General features: G+C 54.6%; 21 protein-coding genes. 2 read left to right on the forward strand and 19 right to left on the reverse strand.

The genetic code is table 11. From position 1 onward, the window contains the following. Positions 1-296: 296 nt before the first annotated feature. Entirely contained in the window at positions 297-908 is a 612-nt protein-coding gene (locus B5D23_RS03320; RefSeq protein ID WP_078683986.1) for a flavodoxin family protein, read from the forward strand. A gap of 172 nt (positions 909-1,080) precedes the next feature. Here the strand turns inward: B5D23_RS03320 and B5D23_RS03325 are convergent, their stop codons facing one another. The 17 genes from B5D23_RS03325 to modA (B5D23_RS03405) form a co-directional block, all read right to left on the reverse strand. Then, positions 1,081-1,695: a histidine phosphatase family protein gene (locus B5D23_RS03325; RefSeq protein ID WP_078683987.1), complete on the reverse strand. Its 615-nt coding sequence runs from the start codon at positions 1,693-1,695 to the stop codon at positions 1,081-1,083. A gap of 37 nt (positions 1,696-1,732) precedes the next feature. Continuing rightward, positions 1,733-2,851, reverse strand: coding sequence for a DVU_1551 family NTP transferase (locus B5D23_RS03330; RefSeq protein ID WP_078683988.1), 1,119 nt, complete (start codon positions 2,849-2,851; stop codon positions 1,733-1,735). Then, a complete protein-coding gene (locus B5D23_RS03335; protein WP_078683989.1) occupies positions 2,848-3,894 on the reverse strand; it encodes an XdhC family aldehyde oxidoreductase maturation factor in 1,047 nt (348 codons plus the stop codon). The genes B5D23_RS03330 and B5D23_RS03335 overlap by 4 nt, the downstream gene beginning before the upstream one ends. Further along, positions 3,891-5,216, reverse strand: coding sequence for a DVU_1553 family AMP-dependent CoA ligase (locus tag B5D23_RS03340; protein WP_159445889.1), 1,326 nt, complete (start codon positions 5,214-5,216; stop codon positions 3,891-3,893). The genes B5D23_RS03335 and B5D23_RS03340 overlap by 4 nt, the downstream gene beginning before the upstream one ends. Beyond that, complete coding sequence (gene trsS / locus B5D23_RS03345) at positions 5,197-6,558, reverse strand: radical SAM (seleno)protein TrsS (protein WP_078683991.1); 1,362 nt, start codon at positions 6,556-6,558, stop codon at positions 5,197-5,199. Before trsS ends, B5D23_RS03340 begins: the two co-directional genes overlap by 20 nt. Continuing rightward, complete coding sequence (locus B5D23_RS03350; RefSeq protein WP_078683992.1) at positions 6,548-7,009, reverse strand: DVU_1555 family C-GCAxxG-C-C protein; 462 nt, start codon at positions 7,007-7,009, stop codon at positions 6,548-6,550. The genes trsS and B5D23_RS03350 overlap by 11 nt, the downstream gene beginning before the upstream one ends. Then, positions 6,999-7,691: a DVU_1556 family methyltransferase gene (gene trsM / locus B5D23_RS03355; RefSeq protein WP_159445890.1), complete on the reverse strand. Its 693-nt coding sequence runs from the start codon at positions 7,689-7,691 to the stop codon at positions 6,999-7,001. The genes B5D23_RS03350 and trsM overlap by 11 nt, the downstream gene beginning before the upstream one ends. Positions 7,692-7,693: 2 nt before the next feature. After that, on the reverse strand, positions 7,694-7,909 hold the full coding sequence (locus tag B5D23_RS03360; protein ID WP_078683994.1) for a DVU_1557 family redox protein: 216 nt from the start codon (positions 7,907-7,909) through the stop codon (positions 7,694-7,696). Next, positions 7,906-10,173, reverse strand: coding sequence for a pyridine nucleotide-disulfide oxidoreductase/dicluster-binding protein (locus B5D23_RS03365; RefSeq protein ID WP_078683995.1), 2,268 nt, complete (start codon positions 10,171-10,173; stop codon positions 7,906-7,908). The genes B5D23_RS03360 and B5D23_RS03365 overlap by 4 nt, the downstream gene beginning before the upstream one ends. 69 nt (positions 10,174-10,242) lie before the next feature. Beyond that, a complete protein-coding gene (locus B5D23_RS03370; RefSeq protein WP_078683996.1) occupies positions 10,243-12,975 on the reverse strand; it encodes a molybdopterin-dependent aldehyde oxidoreductase in 2,733 nt (910 codons plus the stop codon). A gap of 75 nt (positions 12,976-13,050) precedes the next feature. Further along, positions 13,051-14,070, reverse strand: a complete 1,020-nt coding sequence (locus B5D23_RS03375; RefSeq protein WP_078683997.1) for a molybdopterin-binding protein — start codon at positions 14,068-14,070, stop codon at positions 13,051-13,053. Positions 14,071-14,434: 364 nt separating this feature from the next. Beyond that, positions 14,435-15,160 carry a Rossmann-like domain-containing protein gene (locus B5D23_RS03380; RefSeq protein ID WP_078684312.1) on the reverse strand — a complete coding sequence of 242 codons (726 nt, stop codon included), beginning with the start codon at positions 15,158-15,160 and terminating at the stop codon, positions 14,435-14,437. Between the two features lie 23 nt (positions 15,161-15,183). Then, positions 15,184-15,858 carry a molybdate ABC transporter permease subunit gene (locus tag B5D23_RS03385; RefSeq protein ID WP_078683998.1) on the reverse strand — a complete coding sequence of 225 codons (675 nt, stop codon included), beginning with the start codon at positions 15,856-15,858 and terminating at the stop codon, positions 15,184-15,186. After that, entirely contained in the window at positions 15,859-16,584 is a 726-nt protein-coding gene (modA, locus tag B5D23_RS03390) for a molybdate ABC transporter substrate-binding protein (RefSeq protein ID WP_078683999.1), read from the reverse strand. Continuing rightward, positions 16,563-17,285, reverse strand: coding sequence for an ATP-binding cassette domain-containing protein (locus B5D23_RS03395; RefSeq protein WP_078684000.1), 723 nt, complete (start codon positions 17,283-17,285; stop codon positions 16,563-16,565). The genes modA (B5D23_RS03390) and B5D23_RS03395 overlap by 22 nt, the downstream gene beginning before the upstream one ends. Next, complete coding sequence (modB, locus tag B5D23_RS03400) at positions 17,282-17,941, reverse strand: molybdate ABC transporter permease subunit (protein ID WP_078684001.1); 660 nt, start codon at positions 17,939-17,941, stop codon at positions 17,282-17,284. The genes B5D23_RS03395 and modB overlap by 4 nt, the downstream gene beginning before the upstream one ends. Continuing rightward, a complete protein-coding gene (modA, locus tag B5D23_RS03405; RefSeq protein ID WP_078684002.1) occupies positions 17,942-18,676 on the reverse strand; it encodes a molybdate ABC transporter substrate-binding protein in 735 nt (244 codons plus the stop codon). It lies immediately after the preceding gene. A 141-nt stretch (positions 18,677-18,817) separates the two neighbouring features. Between modA (B5D23_RS03405) and B5D23_RS03410 the strand changes: the two genes are divergently transcribed. Next, entirely contained in the window at positions 18,818-19,918 is a 1,101-nt protein-coding gene (locus B5D23_RS03410; RefSeq protein ID WP_234985061.1) for a TOBE domain-containing protein, read from the forward strand. Between the two features lie 72 nt (positions 19,919-19,990). Here the strand turns inward: B5D23_RS03410 and B5D23_RS03415 are convergent, their stop codons facing one another. Together B5D23_RS03415 and sqr are read right to left on the reverse strand one after the other, a co-directional pair. Then, complete coding sequence (locus tag B5D23_RS03415; protein WP_078684004.1) at positions 19,991-20,641, reverse strand: helical membrane plugin domain-containing protein; 651 nt, start codon at positions 20,639-20,641, stop codon at positions 19,991-19,993. Between the two features lie 20 nt (positions 20,642-20,661). Further along, positions 20,662-21,900 (reverse strand): type III sulfide quinone reductase, selenoprotein subtype, encoded by a 1,239-nt coding sequence (gene sqr, locus B5D23_RS03420; protein ID WP_078684005.1) that lies wholly within the window; start codon positions 21,898-21,900, stop codon positions 20,662-20,664. Positions 21,901-22,420: the final 520 nt, after the last annotated feature.

Genomic DNA, 22,420 nt, shown 5'->3' on the forward strand with positions numbered 1-22,420 from the left:
GAAAAATTATATTTGAGTGCAGTATATTGCAAAAAGAGATTTGTCGATTGAAAAAAGCGTCAAAATAACGGCCGCTTAGAGCTTGCTGGGTGATAGGTACGTGGGCTTTTGTGAGCTGTTTCATAAAAAGTAAAGAAAGAATGATGCTTATGAGAATTGGAGCAGTTTAGTATGCTTTTGGTAAGTACAGCACTTTTTTGTTGGTACTTGCAAAAAAATTTCAGAATAGTGTCTAATGGTGTTTCAGACAAAAACTGGCGCGTTTTTTTGCGTGCGAAAAAAGGAGAGCTGAAACGATGTATGTACTCGCAATAAATGGAAGCCCAAGAAAAGGTGGAAACACTGAAATTATGCTGCACAAGGCACTGGAGCCGCTGAAGGCCGCTGGCTGGGAAACAGAGTATGTCCGCATTGGTGGCAAGGCTGTTCGAGGCTGTCTCGCATGTGGCAAGTGTTTTGAGCTGAAAAATAATACCTGCATTCAGAAGCAGGATGTGTTTAACGAGCTGATGGAAAAGATTGTTCGGGCTGATGCCATTATCTGTGGATCTCCGACATATTTTGCAGATATTACTCCAGAGCTGAAAGCTGTGCTGGATCGCTCCGGTATGGTGGCCATTGCAAATGGCAACTCTCTGCGTGGCAAGATTGGCGCTGGTGTGATTGCTATGCGTCGCGGTGGCGGAACACACGCCTTTGATAGCATTAACCATATGTTCCTGATGTCGCAGATGATTGTTCCGGGGTCCATTTACTGGAATCTGGGCTTCGGTCTGAACAAAGAAGAAGTCTCTGGTGATGCCGAAGCTATGGCAAACATGGAACATATTGGACAGGCCATTGACTGGCTGGGCCGGGCCATTGCTCCTGTGAGGGATGAATACCCTGTTGGGAAAGGCGTTGGCTGATTGTGAGGCACGCATAATTGACGACAAAAAAGGAAGCAAAGGCTTCCTTTTTTTTTGGTCAGTAAGAAGACGCTCCCGGTATCATCAAAAGCAAAGACTGGAGAGAATGTCCTGTGCTGGCTGCGTGATTGAGGCATGCAGCGGATGGGAGCGTCTTCAAAAATCGAGTGGTTTATGCCCCGCAGCCCAGATACTGGGCGAGGGCAGCTGGTGACTGGTTAAATGCTTCGAGAACCCAGCCGTTGCGCCCCTTGGTGAGTACGGAGGCATAGGCGTGACGGGGCATAAAGCTAAAGAGTTTTTGCAGGGGGATGCCAAGGGCGTAGCACAGAAGAACGCGCATGACTCCGGCATGGCAAACCATAAAACTTGTGCCATCAAAGCCCGCGGCCCGTTCCAGTTCTGGAACCGTGCGTTGCTGGAGCTGCAAAAAGCTTTCCCCACCTGGAGCTGCAAAATTCGAGAGGTCTTTTCCTCGGCGTTCGTAGTCTTCTGGCCAGAGGTGCCGAATTTGTTCAAAGGGAAGTCCTTCCCATTCGCCAAGGAAAATTTCCTTCATGTCCGGGCGATACTCTGGAGTCATGAGCCAGTTTTCCACGAGAGGGGCGGCAGTGTCTTTTGCGCGGGTTAGTGGGCTGACAAAAAGATGGTCAGCGCGGTAGTTCTTGAGTGCTTCGCCAAGCTCCTGAGCCTGACGCCGTCCGGTTTCAGAAAGAGGAAGGTCTGTATGTCCAAAAGCGGTTTTAAATGCGCCTTCTGGTTCAGCGTGCCGAATGAGAACGATCATGAAAAATCTCCTTCATATGTCTGCCCTGCGGAGTGTGTCAGGAAGGCGAAGCGCACTGCTCATGAGCACAGAATCCTGTTTCGTGCTCAAAGCGCTGCAAAAGTTTTTGTGCGCGGGCTTTTCTGGCAGAAATGGCGGCAACAGCTTCTGGGTCATGTGCCCAGCGCTCAAGCGTGGCATCATAGCGCTCGGCAAGGGTGACCCGCTCTGTGCCCCGGGTGATTTTGTCGGCCAAAAAGACAAGTTCTTTCTCCGTGATAGGGGCATGTTCTGGAAGAAAACTGTCTTTGTGCGCTCCGACAATATCCGAAATTTGCAGAAAACCATAGCCAGCAAGCAGGGTTCCGCCTGCCCGTTCGTGAGAGCGTTGTCCCTTGGCGACATCGTGCAGGAGGGCTGCGGCCCGAATGAGTTCTGGAGAGACCGTGTCGTGCGCCGTGCGGCTTGCATTGAGCCATTTTGCAAGTTCGCAGGCACATTCGGCGACGGCCTTGCAGTGCTTGCGGGTGTTGTGCGGTGTTCCTGCGAGTTCCCAAAGAGCGGTGACTTCCTCAGGAAGAGGGATTTCGCGCTGGGTAAAACGCTTCTTGGCCCATGCATACTGGTCTGGTGTGTCAAGATCATGAAGAATGCCGTAATCAGGCATTTCAAGATTGGCGTGAGGGAATTTGGAAAGAACTCCCCGCAGACCTCGTGTTCCACCATGGGCAAGGATAGCCGGAATCAGAGTGGCGCTTATGAGCGGCGGGTGTCCCTCTTGCCCCTGAAAACAGGGAATACTCACTGGAGCCTTGCGCTCGCAAAAATTCATGGCCAAAGCACGGATGGTGCAGGGGCGAATGAGCGGGATGTCCACAGGAAGGACAAAAAAGGCATCACAATCTTTGGGGAGAGCTTGAACTCCGGCCTGTATGGAACTGAACATGCCGCTGTCAAAATTGGGGTTGTGAACCACTTGCGCCTCGCAGGATTGTGCTGCGGCCGCAACTCGTTCAGCTTCGTGCCCGGTGACGACAAAGACGTCGAGAGCACCGCCATCGCGAAGGGCGGTGACTGTCCGCTCAAGTACACTGCGCTGTCCGAGCGGGAGGAGCGCCTTGAGGCGCCCCATCCGGCTTGAATATCCGGCAGCTACGACGATGCCGTAAATTTTCATAGTGAGACACCTGCCCGGTCTGCAATCAGCTCGGCATTGATGCTGACGGCGATTTCTTCTGGCGTCTGGGCACCAATAGAAAGACCAATGGGGCAATGGCAGCGGTCAATGTCAGCCTGAGTAAAGCCTTCTTTGAGCAGTGCTGCATAAATGGCGTCGCGTTTCTTTTTACTTCCGATCATACCAATGTATTTGGCCGGGGTGCGCAGGGCTTGCGCCAGAACCGTTTTGTCATGCAGGTGCCCGCGGGTCACGATGACAATAAAGGAATCTTCACGCACAGGGAGGCCCTCAAAGGCGTTTTTGAAGGCGTCGAGGACGAGCACTTCATCGGCTTCCGGGAAGCGCTCCCGATTGGCAAAATCTTTGCGGTCATCCATGACAACCGTGCGGAATCCGATGCTCGCCGCAAGCTTTGCCGTGGGGCGCGAAACATGGCCACCACCAAAAATAAACAGGCTCGGCAAGGGGTGGAAGCAGCGGGCAACCAGTGAGCCGCTTTCTGTCGAAAAAACGAGCGGACGAATGGCTTCGGAAATGCTGTTCGTGAGTTCTGCACTTTGTTCTGCGGTAAGCCCCGCCCAGTCAGGAAGGGCATCAGCCGTGAGCAGTCCCTTGTGCTCGTTTGTGCTGCTGTCTGCCGAAAGCTTGTCCAAGAGTATGGCTGGGCGTCCCTGGCGCAGTTCGGTCAGGGCGTCCTGAATCAGCTGTTCCTCGGCTGCTTCGGCAGGGATATGCTCCAGCAGCACGGAAACCCATCCGCCGCAGATCATGTCAGAGATGGCTGCCTTGCTGTTGGAAAAATCAAATTCCAGAATCTGGGCAGCACGTTTTCCGGCATCAAACATTTTGACGCCAGCCCGGCGAACCTGTTCCTCAACAATGCCACCGCCAACTGTGCCAGTGATGTGCCCATCGCGGTGGATGGTCATTGCACTGCCTGCGGAGCGAGGGGTTGAGCCTTTGCTATCCAAAATGCTGGCGAGGATGAGGTCCTCTCCGGCGTGGAGGGAGGATGCTGTGGAGCGAAGAAGATCTATCATGCGAACTGAACCTCCGTGTGAGTCGAAACACATGTTCGTTTTTCAAACCCGGCGTGGAGTGTTCCGTCTGTTCTGCCGGGAATGATGTGAATGTCAGGGATTGGGGCCATTTTGCAGCAGGGAAGTTGCAGTATGGCGTCTCGAAGCTCCGTCTCTGCTTTGGGCGTTGGGGCCAGCAGATCAGGGCAGATGCTGAGCCGGTTTTGCGGCCAGCTGTATTCAGATGAAAAATGGAGAAGTTTTGGATGGGGCAAGAGAGCATCATCCAGCATGGACTGAGTGAGCCGTGCCCCGTTGGCAAGCGGGACGCCTGCGTTGAGTCGTCCGCCAAGCTCCAGACGGCGCAGATGGGTACCGCGAGGCGCAAAGCCAGAAAGAATGCGTGCTCGGTCCCCTGTGCGATAGCGCAAAAGGGGCATGGCTTTTCTGGAAAGCGTACTCAGGACCAGCTCGCCCCAGCAGTCTTCTGGGCACAGTGCGCCCGTGGCTGGATCAATGATTTCCAAAAAAAGGTCTGGTTCCCGAATGTTCATGCCCTGCCCAGGCAGACTTTCCACCGCACCACCAAGGCAGGTCTCTGTCATTCCCCAGTGTTGGTAGATGTCGCAGCCAAAGGCCTCTCGGATGCGATGCTGTGCTGCGGCAGGACAGCTGTCCCAGCACATGAGCACTGCCCGGATCTGGTTTTTGGGCAGCTTTTGGGCACTCCACATTTGGGCCAGAGCAAAGACATGGGCGGGCGGACCGAGCAGGGCGCGGGCTGAGCTTCTGCGGATTTCTGCGAGCATTTGAGGGATGTCCTGCGGGTCGGCAGGGAATATCGCAGAAGCCTTTCGCTGGGCTATGGCTGAGCGGAAGATGTCTCCCACGCCACCGGGGCGGGTGCCGGGCAGGATGGTGTAGACCGTTTCCTTGGGCGCAAGCAGGGGCCACATGCCATAATGAAAGAACTCTGAGCTTAGGCGCAGGTCTTCGTCTGTGAACGAGAGGCGTTTAGGCGTGCCAGACGTCCCGGAGCTACTCAGCGTGATTGTTCGGGCTATTTCGTCTTGCGGAACGCACAGAAATGCATCGGGATTTGCCCGAAGCTCTGCAGGAGTGGTGAAAGGAAGCTGTGCCATTTCCTGAGGGTCTTGAATGCTACAGGCTGAGATTCCGGCAAGAGTTCTGGCGTAGTGCGTACTGTGTTTTTGAACGTGCCGTATTGTCTGGCGCAAAAGGCTCATCTGCCAGATGCGGACATCTTGCGGAGAGGGAAAGCCTGCGCTCAGGGGCCAGCCCATACGTTGTCCGAGCCAAATATCAAGCGCTGGCTTGAGCATGACACTTTCCCCGATACAGCGTGCGGCCATCGGCAGCCGTGAGGTTGTAGGCACAGAATGGAATCAGGCGACCGTCTGGTGCGGCGACATGGATGCAGCAGCCCTTGAGGCGTTCCAGATCAAGAGTCCATGCGTCCTGAAACGCCATGCCTGAGACCGCGAGAATATGGGTCTTGGCGCGCTGAATAAAGCGGTCCAGATCGTCTTCTGGCTCTGGCTGATTTTTGAGCTCTGGCGCTGCGGCCCACTGTCGGCGAACAAAGGCTCTGGACTGTTCTGCGCCCTCTGCTGCTGGATGAGGTGTACAGCAACAGTTTGATTTGGAGCTGAGGCGGTGTAGCGTGCCGTCTTCCAGTACAAGATAGTTGGCGTGAAAAGAGCAGAGTTCATGCTCACAGGCAGGCGGTAAAAAATCAGCGGTCGAAACAAGGCCATTGCTTTGGGCTTCCAGCCCGGCCATGACTTCTGGCAGAGTGATGCGCTCCACATCGGATGGTGCCTTGGGGTAGCGGCCAAAGTAGCTTACAGGCTGAAAATGAATGCCCCGGACTCCCGGTGCATGGGCAATGGCGAGTTTGAGCATTTCACCGAGATTATGGTCATTGACGCCGGGGACGACCGTGGGCACGAGGACGACGCCGATACCAGCGGCACACAGGTTTTCGATGGCCCGGAGTTTGGTTTCATAGAGCGCACGACCACGGATGCGGGAATATATTGCGTCTTCTGTGCCGTCGAACTGGAGAAAAACAGAATCAACACCAGCTGAGGCAAGGCGTTGTGCAAAGCCCGGTTCGTTGGCCATGCGGAGTCCATTGCTGTTGACCTGAACAAAGGGGAAGCCATGCGCCTTGGCGCATTCCGCGATCTGCGGCAGGTCGTCACGAACCGCAGGCTCGCCACCAGAGAGCTGGAGATTGCAGTCTCCGGCTGTGCGTCGAACTTTTCCCAGCAGGGCGTCCAGCTCTGCAAGATTTGGATCGGCTGGAACCTTTCCTCCGGCAGAGGCAAAGCAGACAGGACAGCCAAGGTCACAGCGCCACGTGATTTCGACCAGCGTGGTGCAGGTATGCTGGCGATGCTCTGGGCAAAGGCCACAGTCAAAGGGACAGCCTTTGGAAACATCATGGTCCATAACTGGTGGTGCAGAAGGGGACTTTGGGCGTCTCCAGCTGTGAAATTCTGGAATACCGCGCCAGACTGGGGTGCTGAATGTTCCATGCTCTGGGCAGGTTTTGACGAGGCGGGTTTCATTTCCCACCAGCTGACGCGTTGCGGGGATGCGTCGCAGGCACACCGGACAAACGCTTTGGGTGTGCTCAAACTCAAGTTTAGAAGCCATTGGACTCTTTGCCTTCTGTTGGATCAATGCTGTTTTCCTGTAAAATTTCTATGAGCTTGACGTAGGCTTCTGACAGGAGGCTTCCGCACTCCAGCGGGTTTGGCCCTGTACAGCCGGGACCAAGGATGTCTTCGCAGCGGATGCCTGCGTGCAGAGCGTGAACCTTGGTGACAAACCAGTCCCTGAACATTTCCTGAAGCATGGGGAGCTGTTCGTGGGATTCGTCAAAATCAGTTCCTTTTCCCAAAAGCATGGACAGGGCACAGAGTCCGCCTGTGAGGATGCCACAGGTTCCAGAGCAGTCTCCTCCCCCCATACACAGGCCCTGCATGGCCCGAATGAGATCGGGGTTTTCGCGCTGCATGTTTTCCAGCATGAGCACAAGCATGATTTGCGTGCAGCAGTAGCCTTTTCCATGAAGCTCCATAATTCGGATTTCTTCATTGTTCATGATGGACCTCCTTGGATGGAGTTTGTGCCAGAAGCAGGGCATAGCCCGGACGGCAGCATGTATTGCGGAATTCTTCGGGCAGGCAGTCTGCAAAAATAAGTTGTGCCGCCAGCTCGGCAAGACAGCGGCTGTGGTCCTCAAGCAGAAGGAGCGAGAAGCCTGTGCGCTCCAAATGCTCCAGCGTCTGAGGGAGATCAAGCGCTCGTGATGCGCAGCCCTGTCCTGTGCTCTGGCTTGTCGTCTGATGTGTTCGCAGGACGAGATCAGAAAGCAGGAGTACCCCTGAGGGGCGAAGGACACGGCGAATTTCTCGCAGGCAGGTGACCTTATCCTGCACCAGAGAAAAAACGCATTCACAGTTGACCGCATCAAAGCTCGCATCCGCAAAAGGAAGAGCCTCTGCCTGAGCCTGCACGGTCTGTGCCTGTGCGTCCATGTCTGTCGTGCTCTGGAGCTGGGCAAAGCGTGCATCGATGCCGATGGGCTTCATTCCGCAGTCCTCTCGCAGGGTGGACATGCTTGTTCCCAGTCCGCAGCCGATGTCGAGAATCTGGCTTCCGGCTGGAAGCTTGGCACATCGAACAGCGTGCTGTGTCAGGGCAGTCCCCCCCGGTCGAAGGGGACCACCTGTAATGCGCCGGAGTTCGGGACGCTCCCATAATGGGACACTGGAGAGTGGCACGTTTATTTGTCCTCCAGCAGGCGTTCGACCTCCAGCATTTTTCCTGTTGCAAGGTCTTCCGGGATGAGCACAAAGCCGCATTTAGGGCAGCACGGCAGCTCTACGTGAAACTGGCTGGAGAGGTATTGCAGGTCAACGGCCTGAAATACGAGAGGCTCGTCGCAGACTTCGCAGCGCCATTCCGAGAAATCATCTTTGAGAACTTTGAGCGTGTTCATGCGTCAGCTCCAAGAATGTTCATGCGGTGACTCCAGACTCGGTGAACGAGAAAGGCTCCATTGTCCTGTTCCTCGTACTCCACCCAGTATGTGACATTCGTCGGGCGGAAACGGGTGAGGCTGTGCCCTGTCTTGACGTTTCGGAGAGATTTTTTGCTCTCTTTGACAGCGTGCAGAGCCTTTTGAATGTCCGTGAGCAGAATGCGCCGTGATGCCATAAGGCTCTCTGCCTCAGGCGTCAGTTTTACAGCGACAGACTGATATGCCGGGCGGGGCGCTGCGGAACGGTTCCAGAGTTCTTCCAGAAGCTGTTCCTTGAGGCGGACCCGGTTTTCCCGACGTTCGGAATCGCTGGGAGCAGGGCGAGAGACTGGCGTTTCACTTTCGGGGAAGATGAGGTCCAGCATGTGAAAAGATGCCTTGCCTGCCTTGGCAAAGAGGTCTCGGCACATGGCGCAGTAAGTGACGCCGTCGTTATCAAGCGCTGCGGCCCGTCGCTGGCTCACCGTGGCAGCAAGCAAAGGATTGGCATCCGCGAGCAGACCTCCAAATCCACAGCATTCCGTGGTCACTCCGGTGAGGCGAGGCTCTGTGCTTGTTACGCCAATTTTGTGGAGCAGGTCGCGGACTTCCTGCTGGAGTCCCGCGTCATAGCGGGCAGTGCAGGGGTCATGCAGGCACAGGGGCTGTTCTGGTCTGGCAGGAGCCAAAGCCGCAACGTGTGCGTTGAGCACTGACCAGAGAGAAATGCACTCAGCCTCAGGAAGCGCGGAACCAAGCGTTTCAAGACAGGATGGACACGCGACAATGAGTTTGGGGCGTCCCATTTTTTCCCAGTGCAGGCGAAGGGCGGCCGAACTTTCCTGAAAAAGTGCGGTTTCTCCCGCCCAGTCAGCGGGAGCACCACAACAGTGCAGGAGAAGTCCTACACCACCGTCGAGCTGTTCGCGGAGGAACGCATAGCTTTTGAGTATGCTGTCTGGGGAGGACGCGGACAGCTGACAGCCTGGGAAATAGGCCCATTCGCTTTGGGTTTCACCCGGTGCATGTTCAGCGTAGGAACAGGCGTCACTATTGGCAAAGGCCATGTCGCGCAGGGCAAAATCATGAGCAGACTGTGGCATGACTTCGTTGTTGACAAGCTCTCGGCGAGCACCAAGGCACAGCTCTGCCATAGGGAAATCTTCTGGGCATAACTCCGTACACAGATCACAGAGCATGCAGGAGTTAATCATGGTGTTGGCTTGCCGGGTTCCCTTGACGATGGAGGCGTTATTATAAATCTGTCGGGCGTAGACCTTGGGGTAGCCACCAAATTCTTTGAGGTAGGCACAGTTGTTAACGCATTCCATGCACTCGCACTGAAAGCAGCGGGCTGCTTCCTGCTGAGCCTGATCCTGCGCGTACCCTGCGGCAGGAATGGGAACTGGAGCCAGCTCGGTTTCGTTTTCAATGTTTGTGTAGAGCCGGGAGGTGTAGGGCGCTTCTTTTTCTCGGCCAAAGCCGAGCGCAGCATTTTGCAGTGCTCGCTCAATGGACAGCGCGGCCTTGTGCCCAAGGGCAGCGAGAAGCGCTGGAGAGCCAGTGGCCATGTCTGCTGGAGCGGCAAAAAGACGTTCCCGGTCACAGGCAAGCGTCAGAGGGTCAGGAAGAGAAATATGAAGCAGCTCCGCAGGGAGCACTGAGGGGTCGGCAAAGACTGCATCGACATCATCCAGAAGAGATTCCGCATGTTCAAGCGACGGAGATTCGCCTTCGTGGAATCGGACTCCAAGTGTGCTGAGCTTTTCTAGCTCTGCGGAGACGATTGTGTCAGCAAGGGAGAAGACCTTGAGACCATCGTCTTTTTTTGTACAGTATAGCTCGACAGAAATGCCTTTGCGGGCCAGATTCCAGGCCGCAGAAAGTCCGGGAAGACCAGCGCCAATGACTGCGGCGCGTTTACCTCGGGAGGGAAGAGGGCGCAGAGCTGGGGTGCGAGTTGCGTTTTCGGCGCAAAAACGTTCAAGGGCGGCGAGTTCAATACTGCCGCCTTTTTGTGCCCGAAGGCAGGCTCCTTTGCACGGAGCATCACAGATTCGGGCCAGAATGCCGGGGAGAGGAAGCGTCCGGCAGAGGATTGCCCATGCCTCATTTATTTTACCAGTAGACAGGAGTCGACAAAGTTCCCGCGCGTCAACGTGCAAGGGGCATGATGCCTTGCATTGCGGGGCTTCTTCCTGAATACAGTGGGCTTCAAAACGGCGAAGCGTTTTCTGATCCATGAGTTTTCCCCAAAAAAAAGCGGCCACGGCCGCACGCAGAGTTCTGCATACGACCGTGACCAGAGTATGTTATTTTGCGAGGCCTTTTTCCTTGAGGCCAGCAAGCACCTTTTCCGGACGGGCCGGGAGCTTGGTGATGCGAACACCACAAGCATCATAGATGCCGTTGATAACTGCTGCGTGAGGTGCGGAAAGCGGAAGCTCACCAACACCGGATGCGCCGTGCGGGCCATCCTTACGAGGCGTTTCAACGTAAATCACTTCCATGTCGTCCGGGATATCCTTGATGTACGGGAATCCTGCACCGATCATGGTGGAGTGCTTCTTGATGTCTTCATAATCCTCAGTCAGAGCCAGACCGATAGCCTGAGACAGGCCACCGTACATCTGACCGTCAACCACGAGGCGGTTACAGACCTTACCAATATCAGCAACAGCCTTGCAGTGCTCAACAACAGCCTTACCAGTCTTCATGTCGACGGCCATTTCCATGAGGAAGAGTCCATACATGTAGTTGGCAAAAGGTGCGCCCTGACCGTTTTCGTCGCAGTCCGTTGCCGGAGCAGTCCACTTGCCGTGGAAGTGCACAGGCTGCTTGGCTGCAACGAGGTCAGCGTAGGTGCCGTAGCTGCCGTCTTCCTTGCGCAGGGCGTCAAGGAGAATTTCGCAGACAACGCGGATGGCGTTACCAACCATGACCTGAGAGCGGCTACCGCCAGCCGGGCCACCATTGGGGCAGGTGCGGGTGTCGTTCAGGACAAGGTGAATCTGTTCAGGCTTGAGGCCGAGCGGACGCAGGGTCTCGTGAGCTGTTGCCAGAGTACCCATGTCGGCGCCCTGACCGTGGTCATGCCATGTAACGAACACGGTGACGGTGTTGTCTTCGTTCAGCTCAAGATCTGCCTCAGCAGTATCCGGGCCGTCCAGACCGCAGCCGTACACGCCAAGAGCGATACCAACGCCGCGCTTCACGTCGTCAGTGGTGGTCTCGGCAACACGTTTCTTTGCTGCTTCGTAGTGAGGGCGCATGGCCTCAAACACTTCTGGCAGGCTCAAGACTTCCGGAACCTGACCGGTCGGCGTCGTGGAGCCTTCGCGGTAGACGTTCTTGAGGCGCAGTTCAAATGGGTCCATGCCCAGCTTTTCTGCCAGCTCGTCCATCAGGACTTCGGACGGGAACTCACTTTCTGGTGCACCGTAGCCACGGAATGCGGAACCCCATGCATGGTTGGTGCAGACGGTACGGCCTTCACCACGGATGGCGGGGATGTCGTAACCAGCACCGATGAACTGTGCACCGCGAAGGGTCAGCAGGTCACCAAATTCGGAGTACGGACCGTGGTCAACAGACCAGTCGCTTTCCATGCCAAGGATTTTGCCGTCCTTGGTGGCAGCAAGACGCAGATCCGTGAAGAACGGGGAGCGTTTGCCGGTGTAGGTCTGCTGCTGGTACCAGGTGTATTTCAGGAAGACCGGGCGCTTGGTGACCATTGCGGCAACACCAACCAGAGCTTCCATTGTGGGGCTGAACTTGTAACCAAAGGTGCCACCTGTGGGGTTCTGCACCATGATGAGATTTTCCAGCTCAACGCCAATGCCGGGAGCAATCATTGCGCCGTGCAGGTGCAGGCCAATGGACTTGGAGTGGATGTTGAGTTTGCCGTCGTCATCAAGGAAGGCAAAACCAACATCAGGCTCGATGGGCATGTGTGGCTGGCGGCTGACGTAGAAGCTGTCTTCGACAACGGCGTCGGCCTTTTCGAACAGCGGAGCGGTCTCTTCACCCTTGGCAACCTTCTGGGTGAAGTAGATGTTCGGGGTGCCGGGGTGAATTTCGATGGCGTCATCAGCCATGGCAGCCGGGGCACTCATGTACTCGGGGAGCTGTTCCAGTTCGAGGTGAACATGCTTGGCAGCTTCCAGAGCGTGCTTTTCGGAATCAGCACAGACGATGGCAACAGCGTCACCATACTGGAAGATTTTTTCATCATTCAGGATTGGGCGTTCCCAGCCATCACCCTTGTTGCTCGGGAAGGTGATGAGACCTGTGATGCGGTTTTTGCCGGGGACGTCTTTTGCCGTGATGATTTTGAAGACGCCGGGCATCTTTTCTGCTTCGGCAGTGTCAATGGACAGGATATTGGCGTGAGAAACTTCTGCCTGAACGAGAGCGCACTTCAAGGTTTCCTCGGGCATCTTGAGACCGAGGTCAGCGCCGTAATCCAATGTGCCTGTGACCTTTGCGATAGCAGACGGACGGGGGTATTTCGTGCCCCAGATGCGGCCGTCTTCGGGGACCTTAAAGAGCAGGTCGTCGAGTTTCATGTCGCCACGCATAACAGCAGCGGCGTCCATGACGGAGTCAACAATCGGTTTGTAGCCGGTGCAGCGGCATGCATTCCGATGCTTCTGGAACCAGTCGCGGATGTCTTCGCGGCTGGGAGAAGGATTCTGGAGCAGCAGAGCATAGGTGGACATGATGAAGCCGGGTGTGCAGAAACCGCACTGTGCTGCACCGTGTGCCATCCATGCAACCTGAATGGGGTGGAGCTGCGTGGGGGTGCCGAGACCTTCCAGAGTGGTGATTTCGGTGTAGTCAGCTACGCGCTTCATCTTGAGGGTACAGGTACGTTTCAGCTTGCCGTCAATGATGACGGAGCAGCTGCCGCACTGACCAGTTCCACATCCAATCTTAACGCTTGTTAAACCAAGGTTTTCGCGAAGAACATCGGCAAGGCTCTTGTCCTGTTCGACAATCACCATGCGCTCAACGCCATTCACCTTGAGGGTACGTTTGAGCATGAAGCGATCCTCCTTCTGAGTACTTCAGTTACCACTTGTGGGCAGAGATTCATCTGGAATGCCTGTCCATCCCGTTTATTTGCCAAAGGAACACAGGGGGAAACGACAGGTTTCGCATCCCGCACAGAATCCACCGTGGCATAAATCAACGATATCCTCCCGCGTGGGATGTTGCCCGGCAACAATACGGGGGACGACGAGGTCAAAGATACTGGCGCGGTAGTACATGACACAGCCGGGCAGTCCAACGATCGGAACGCCATCCAGCTCGGCATACATGAACATCACGCCGGGGAAAGTTGGGGAGCCATAGGTGATGACCTTGGCGCCTGTTGCACGAATGCTGGCAGGGGTCTGGTCATCTGGGTCGACGCTCATGCCGCCCGTCACCACAACCATTTCTGCGCCATCGTGAATGGCATCCAGAATGGCTCGGGAGGTCACTTTCGGGTCATCGCCAACAAGTGTCTGGCCAATAACCTCGGAATTGAGCGCCTTAAATTTTTTGCGAATAACAGGACCAAATTTGTCCTTGATGCGTCCGCTCAGAACCTCTGTGCCGGTCGTCACCACACCGATCTTGAGGTGCCGAAATGGCGTGACACTGACAATGGGTCCTGCTTCTCGACAGATTTCCTCGACCTGCTGAATTTTTTCTTCCTCAACAACCAGCGGAACGACACGGGTTCCGGCAACGTCGCGGGCTTTGGAAATTTGCAGTCCATCATGCATCGTCGCCAGCACAACATCCTGAATGGAGTTGATGCGCTTGAGCGCTTCGACGTTAATGGTGAGGAGTCCGGGTTCTGCTGTCATGTTGATGCGGCCTTCGCTCACATCAGAAAGCGTGATCCCGGGGCCTGCTGCGGCTTTGGCAATGCGGTCTGCAGCTTCATTTTCATGAAGCTGACCGTCCTCCAAAGTCAGGACGTAGACATGTTCCTTGCCAATATCGAGCAAGGTTGGAATGTCTTCTTCTTTGATAATATGCCCTTTGCGGAATGCCGGCCCTTTACACTCGCCGGGCACAATGCGGGTCATATCCTGACAGAGCACGCTGCCAATAGATTCTTGAACAGGAATTGCTTTCATCATGACGTTGCGACTCCAGGTCTTTCAGCCCAAAGAGGCTTTCTCTATGTTTGCGTTGAAGAGAGAAAGCCTCTTGGCCGATATGTACACATAAGCATATGAAGGTGATTCTTTATATGCTCAAAAGAACACAACAGGTCAACAGCATAAAACTCAAAAAATTGGGGAGTTCAGAAAATATGGTGCAGGGAAAATTGCGGAAACAAAGGATTGGCGGGAGCTGAGAGCTTTTTCAAAAAAAGTCGCTTTTCTGACACTTTTTTTGTTCGTTATGTCACGAGTTGAGGGTGTTTACTCATACAATGGCCGGAATACCTGTAGTATCCCGGCCAGGAAAAGCAAATTATCTGGAGTGGAAAAGAAAAGTTTATGAACTTTGGCAGCAGAACCTGTCCCAGCCCATGATGTCTGCTGCGGCAGAAATCGTTGTTCCATAGAACAGGACAGGTGTGTCTGTGATAAACTTGTCCACTGTATCGTTTGCAATTGTCGACCCGGTCACAAGCAGAAGATCTGCCCAGTCTATTGCATCCTGAGTTGTGTCTGGTCCTTCAATTGTGGGGCCGAGTTTTGCTGTCCCAATATTATCTGGATCAAGATCAATCACACGCATGGAAAAGCTTTTTGCCAGTTCTTCGATCATGCTGGGCTGGTAGCCAATTTGTGTGATTTTTGTTTCTGGTCCGTAGTGTTCGCGGATGTGTTCAGCAAGCTGTGGAGAGCATTTTGCCGGGCCACCATCTTTGCAGTGGATGGTGTGAGTCGTGTGACCAAGCTCGCGTTCAACAGCATTGAGCGTGGCAACAAAAATTGCGCGGCGGAAGGAGTTCTGGAGCGGCATTTCTGCGATTTCACGCAAGGGACCATTAAAGTTGCCAAAGTGGTCAGTAAAGGCCTGCCCTGCGGAATTGCGGAAGCGAGCTTCCATGAGCCGCTCTTTTCCTTGCTGGAGTGGAAAGTCATCCCGCTCCGGGTTGCCAATGGCTTCTTCAACAGTCAGCGTGCGTGCAGACACGGCGATTTCTTCATCCAGAATACCTTCTTTTTCCCACCGGGAGCGGACAATATTCTGAATTTTTTCAAGTGATGTCATTTCTCTTGGACCTCCGGCCAGCATCAGATGGCTGACCATTTTTTCAGCGCAATAAACATGCAGATGGATGCTGCTCCAACAATGCAGGACAGGAGTGCTGCCCGTTCAAACTCACCGTTGAAAACAGCATTGTAAATTTCGAGTGAAAGCGTGTTGGTGCGCCCAACAATATTTCCTCCGAGCATAAGCGTCATGCCCACTTCGCCAAGGGCACGGCCTGTCGCGAGCAGTAAGCCTGCGGCAATACTTTTCTTTGTACAGGGCAGGAGTACACGAAAAAAGATGAAAGGTGTAGTCGTGCCCAGCACCGCCGCAACATCTGCAAGTTTTCTGGCTTCATCCGACTGGAGTGCAGCCTGAACGGGCTTTATGGCAAGGGGCAGACCTGCAACAAAAGCCGCCAGCACCAGCCCCGGAAAGCTAAAGATGATTTGTCCCGAAAAGAGTCCTCCGAATGGTCCTTCGCGGCCAAAGAGCACAAGCAGGACAAAGCCGCTGGCAACAGGCGGAAAGACAAGAGGGAGCGTTACGAGAATATCAATGGCCTCGCGAAGGGGTCCTTTTGACCACGCCAGCCAGCAGGCGAGTGGAAGGGCGATGAGGAGAAAGCAGAGGCCAGAAACACTGAGCACCTTGATGGAAAGTGACAGGGGTTCCAGAGTCTGGGCCTGCGTTGCGAGGAGGAAAAAGCCCTGCATTTACAGACCAAACCTGTGAATAATGGTCTGTGCCTCTGGGGTCTGCACAAAGGCAAGAAATGCTGTGGCTTCGTCCTTGTGTGGGGCGTCTGCCATTTCACAGAGCACGATGGAAATCGGGGAGTATGCTTTTTCGTTGAGTTCTGCATAGCCACCGATCTTGGGCGCAAGCTTGAGGGCGTGCGTGAGGTTGATGAACGCGACATCGACTTCACCGCTTAAAAGGTATGCCGCAGCCTGAGGAACCGTGGAAACCGGAATGAGCCGATCCCCAAGCTTGTGCAAAAGGCCGGTGTTTTCAAGATATTCCTTGGCGGCTTTGCCATAGATTGCCCTGCTTGGATCTGGAATGGCGAGTTTTCGAAAGCCGAGGGCTAGCTCCTGCGGGCCATTAAAGCTTTTCCCCTTGGGGTAAATGGCAACAAGTTTGCCTTTGCCAAGGGAATCTTCCCGGCAAAACTCAAGTCCTGAATCCTTGAGGAAATTTTTGTCTCCCAGCACAAGATCGACTGCACCGCTCATTTTTGCCTGTGCTGTGACGCGGGCCATGTTGCCATAGACCAGCTCTGGCTTTTCTCCACCGCTTTGAACATAGGCTTTGACCACAGGATTCAGAACGGCCCGGTAGCCAGCTCCGGAGGCGATGACAAGCTGGGCAAAGGCTGAGGAGGGGATACAGAGGAGAACGAGAAGCACGAGCGAGATTATGCGAGGAGATCGAAACATACGTCATCCTTTGTGGAGTAGCGGTTTTGAAGATTCTGTCGCGGGTCACGGTGCGCAAGCTGGCGCTTGAGCCAAAAAGGGGAGTGGTGTCCATTTTCTACGGCAACAATTCTGTCTGCCAGATAAAACGCCTCTTCGAGATCATGCGTCACGTGCACAATGGGAATATCCCAGTGCCCTTTCTGATTTTTGAGTTCTGTGCGAAGCGCTTCGCGTGTGGCGATGTCCAGCGCGGAAAAGGGTTCATCCAGAAGCAGAAGGACGGGTTTTCTGGCCAGAGCCTGACAGAATGCGGCCCGCTGGCGTTCGCCGCCAGAAATGTTTGCGGGCTTTTGTTCTGCGATGTGAGCAATGGAGAACTGTTTGAGCAGGGCGTCTATGTCGACGTCCTCACGGGCGGCAAAGGCGACGTTTTTGCGCACGGTAAGGTGAGGGAAGAGCGTGTAGTCCTGAAAGACCAGTCCAAGGCCGCGCTTTTGCGGGGGCAAAAACGTTTTGGCTGTGCTGTCACTCCAGACTGTGTCGTGGAGCTTGACCTGTCCGGAGTCTGGGCGGGTGAGTCCGGCAATGATGCGAACAAGAGTGCTCTTTCCTGCACCAGATGGGCCAACTATGGCTGTCAGAGTTCCAGGCTCACAGGTGAGCTTGATATCCAGTGTGAAATTTGCCAGCTGCTTTTGAACATCCAGGCAGAGGCTCATGACGATGTCCTTGTGTTGAGGTGGTTGATGGCAAGCAGAGCGGCAAAGCTGATGGGCACCATTGCCATGCAGAGTTTGAAGGCATCTGCGTAGCGCAGGGCTTCGACAGCTTCATATATGGCTACGGAAGCAACCTTGGTTGTTCCGGGGATACTTCCGCCAACCATGAGTATGACGCCAAATTCTCCAAGACTGTGGGCAAAGACCAGCATAGCGGCAGCAGAAAGACCGGGGAGGCTGTTGGGCAGGACGACCCGGACAAAGGTCGCGCAGGGGGAAAGCCCAAGCACAGACGCGCTTTCCAAAAGCCGTATGTCCAGCTTTTCAAAAGCGGCCCGCATGGGCTGAATGGCAAAGGGGAGATTGTAGACTAGGGAGGCGATAAGAATGCCGCCAAAGCTGAACACAAGGCGCTGGCCCGTCGTCTGTTCCCAGAGCGCTCCTAATGGACCCTGTGGGCCGAGTACCAGAAGGAGCGCAAATCCGAGAACTGTAGGAGGGAGAACCATTGGCAAGGAGACAATGGCGTCAAGCAGGCTTTTGCCCCGAAAGTGGGCAAAAGCTAAAATATAGGCAAGTGGCGCGGCAACAAAGGGGATGAAGCACGTTGTCGCCAGCGCCAGCTTTGCCGAAAGAAGAAGAGGAGTCAGGTCCATCTACTTGTATCCGTATTTGGCCTTGATTTTTTGTACGGTGTCGCTTCGCATAAAGTCTGCGAATTTCTGTGCGGCATCCCTGTGTTCGCTTTTTTTCAGAATGCATGCGGCCTGAAGAATATCGGGAGCGCCTTCAACAACGGTAAATGCTCCGCCCTTGGCCTTACCTGAGAACATGGAAGAATAGGCACAGAACCCTGCGTCGGTATTCTTGGTCTGGGCATACTGGAAAACCTGCGCAATGGTCTGGGCAAAGATGAGCTTGGGCTGAACCTTGTCCCAGATGTCGATGTTCTTCATGGCAATCATTGCTGCGGTCCCGTATGGCGCGGTTTCGACGTTGGCAATGGAGATTTTCTCGACGCGGGAATCTAGCACAAGATTTTTCCATGCAATTTTGCCAAGCTCTGGGTTGGCAGACCAGAGAACAAGCTGGCCCTTGGCATAGACAAACGGTTTTTCGGCGAGCTGCTCTTTGTAAAGCAGCTCTGGACGGCGTTCGTCAGCAGACAGGAAAACGTCGAAGGGAGCACCATTTTTAATCTGTCCGTAGAGCTTTCCGGTGGAGGTGTATGCGGCTTCGGCGTGCAGCCCTGTTTCGGCTTCGAACGCAGGGATGATTTCCTGCATGGCAGGCATAAAGTTTGCGGCCTGGGCGATGAGCAGGTCTGCTGCTCCGGCTGTTCCCGGAAGCAGAAGCGTGAGTGTGAGAACGAGAGTGAATAGCTGTTTCATGGTTTCTCCGAATGGTTCTGACGTGAGGAGTTGAATCTTTTGTTGATCTCTATAGACTCGTGTCAGGAAACTATGAGTATCCCTGATGAGATACAAGCGTGTCACGCAAGTTCGAGAATGCGTGACCAAAAGGGGGGTGTGGTGACTGAACCCGTGAACCGACGGGGACGGCATTCCGGTGATGGAGGTGACAGGATGTCGCCCTTTGAGACCTTTGCTGTCCCTGAGAATATGCGCCATTTGCCGACTGAAGCTCTGGATGTGCTGGAGCGTGGATTCTGGCAGTGGCGGGATGAGGCAAAGCGCGCGGACCGGTTGCGGTCCCGGACGCGGATATGCCTGCTGTTTGAGCTTTTGCGCTATAGTGGCGCGCGGCTTGGAGAAGTCTTGGCGCTTGATGATCGCCGGGCTGTGGACATTGAGAAGATGCAGATTTTTGTGGGCAAGGGCGCGCAGAAGCGCTGTGTGCCTTTGCCAGAAAAGCTGTGTCGGGAACTGAGAAAATTTGCGGCAAGTCCGGCAGGGACGGGTCTTGCTGGAGAGCTGTTTCATCTCGATCCCGGCTATGTGCGGCGCATGTTTTATGCCCGTGCAGAGCAGTGTGGACTCCCCCGGGAGCTGGGCGCTCCGCAGGTCTTGCGCCGCTCGCGCGCCATTGAACTTCTTCGGAGCGGTGTGCCCCTTGGCGTTGTTCAGGAGATTCTGGGGCAGTCCTCGGCAGATCTTGTGTCTGTGTTCCAAAACTGGTCCAAGCACGACGTGCAGGACATTGTCCGAAGAATGGCCGTTGACGCTGCACCGTTGCGGTCCAGTGCCCGAAATGTGTTTTCCGGGCATGTTGCAGAAATCCGGCGGGATGGCGTGATGGCCGAAGTTGTGCTGGAAACGGTGTTTGGGCAGCATGTGAGTGCCGTGATTACCGTGGAAAGTCTGGAAGCGCTCCAGCTGGACATTGGGGTGCCCGTGAGTGCCTCAATCAAGGCGCCGCTGGTGGATGTGGTGTTTGATGCCGAGGGGCGGGTGAGTAGCGCGAGCAACTGTTTTGCAGCAGAGATTACAGGAGTTCGCCGCTCGGAAGTCCTCAGCGAAATTACAGGACGCTCTGTGGATGGAATGCGCTTTTGTGCACTGCTCGCAAGTCGCGTTCTGGATGAGCAACAGCCAGAACGAGACGGCCCGAGCGCAGGGCAGTCGGTCTGCTTCTGTTTTAAGGCGCTTTCAGTTGTGCTGCATACTCTCTAAAGAAAAAAGGCGGACCCAAGGGTCCGCCTTTATTTTGCGTATCTGGTAACGGAATATCCGTTATGGGGAGAGCTAGCTCAGCTTGCCAAGAGTCTTGGTCAGCTCGAGCATAACGCCCAGTCCCTGCTTTGCTTCGGGGCTGTTGAGGCTCTTTGCCAGACCAAAAACGCTGACGCGGTCGGTCTTGGTAAGATCCAGCTCTGCGAATGCATCGCCAGCCTTTTCGATAAGCTCGCGGGTATGCGGCTCGCCCATCTTGTTGAGCAGGCCCAGCAGGAAAACAAAGGCTTCGCCCATGTTTTTGATTTCTTCCGGGCCGTAAGTGGATGCAATCTTGCCTCGCACTTCGAGCATGGTCTGGTAGGTGCGGAAAACGCCCTGCTGTTCCAGACCGTCCAGTTTCTCAATGGCCAGCGGCACGGTGTGCTGCAGGAGCGGAGAAACGGTTTTCCACAGCTCGATGATGTTGTCGAGCTGCTCCAGCATGTAGGTGATGTTGTTGACGCTGGTCATCATGCGACGCATCAGCTCAAACAGGTCCTCAAGCTGGAAACCGGAATCAATCTTGCCAAGTTCTGTCAGCAGAACTTTAAAGGCATCGTTTGCAATGGGAGAGAGATCTTTTTTCAGCTCCCGTGCATTCTCTGCCTGCTCGTGAACGACATCGAGTTTCTTCTCAATCTCGTCCAGTCGCTGGAGAATTCGTTCTTCAGTGCTTGTCATAACTTCGTGCTCCTCTCAGCTTACATTCCGGGAACGTTTTTCATCTTGCCGGCCATGAACATCTGGGATTCCAGAGGCAGGTCGTGTCCCTTAAGCATGAGGTTGAAGTAGACCCACTTGAACATCATCTTGCCCCAGTAGTTCATGTGGCTTTCGCCAAGCAGGGACAGCGGTCCAAGACCGGGGAAGGGGTACTTGCCCGGAAGCGGCTCAACGTCATAGTTGAAGTCGATGAGGTACGCCTGCTCGTAACCGGAAACGATGAAGCAGGTGGAGTGACCGTCGAACTCGGGACGAGGCTCTTCACCCTCGATCTCGCGGTGCAGGTTCTCGGCAACAATGTCGGCCTCGTAGTGAGCAACAGAGCCAGCCTTGGAGGTCGGAACGTTGGTTGCGTCACCAATGATGTACATGTTGTCGAACTGCTTGGATTTCAGGGTGTGCTTGTCTGTGTCCATGTAGCCCATCGGGTCAGCGATTTCGCTGTCCATGAGGAACTGGGCACCAAAGTTCGGCGGAATGGAAACCAGCAGGTCGTAGTCAACCTGATCGCCAGTTACGGATTCAAGCACTTTCTTGTCTGCATCAACGCTGTCCAGAACAAAGTTCGGGGTCACCTTGATGTTTTTCTCTTCACAGACCTTGGAAAGGATCTTGGTTGCTACTGGCTTGGTAAACGGACCAGTCAGGGGGGTGACCAGTTCGATTTCAATGTCTTTTCGCACGCCATTCATGGTGAAGAACCAGTCGGCGAGGTAGACGAACTCCAGAGGTGCAACGGGGCACTTGATGGGCATTTCTGCGATGTTCAGAACAACGCGGCCCTTCTTCATGTACTTCCAGTGCTTCTGGAGAGCGATAGCTCCATCAGGAGTGTAAAAATCGTGGATGTCCTTGCGCCATCCGTTCATCATTCCCTCAACTTCTTCGGGAACAATGCGGCAGCCCGTGCCGACCACAATCCAGTCGTAGTCATATTTGCCGTTGGCACAGGTCACAACCTTGGAAGCAGGATCAACATTGACAATGGTATCCTGAACAAAGTTGACGCCATTCGGGATGAAGCTGCTCTTGGGCTTGATGCAGTCATCAATGGAATAAATTCCAAACGGCACGAAAAGCCAGCCCGCCTGATAGTGGTGCTGCCAGTCGCGGTCGATGACGGTGATTTCCCATTCCTTTTCGGACAGTTTTTCTCTCATCTTGTTGGCAACGATGGTTCCACCGGCGCCAGCACCGAGAATGAGCAGTTTTTTCATACCAGGGACTCCTTATTGATGTTGGGATAAGGTTCACGCGCTTGGTGGCGCGCTATGTTGAGCGCCGCCGGTTTCCCGGCGCAGGTCCCTGCCGTTGTTCTGCTGCGGGGCAAAAGAAGGAGTCGCCTGTGCAGCAAAGCGAAATGACGTACTTTTTCACGTCTGGTCAGGGGGGCAGTCTTGTGTGACTGCGCTCTTGTTTGTTCAATTAAACAGCACTGTTTGGGGTGTGCTGTTCATTGTCTGTCACTGCCTTGTGTCCTGTGCAGCGGTCGCGAAGGGGGCTGACCCCAAAAAGCATGCGGGGGAGTCGCATGTGATGACCTTTTTGGAGCCAAGCCCTTCCCTTGCGTAAAGAAATCCGGGGATGAGACGGATTTCTGTGTGCCTTTGCAGTCTGTTCCCTGCAAAGGCTCCTGGGGCTGGTGGTGATGAATCAGCCCCAGGGAGGGGAATTTGCAAAAACGGGCAACATGCGCTCTGGAGAAGCGCAGGCTGCGTTGCCTGTCTTTGCCACTGA

It is taken from the genome of Desulfobaculum bizertense DSM 18034, from assembly GCF_900167065.1.
Lineage (GTDB): Bacteria > Desulfobacterota > Desulfovibrionia > Desulfovibrionales > Desulfovibrionaceae > Desulfobaculum > Desulfobaculum bizertense.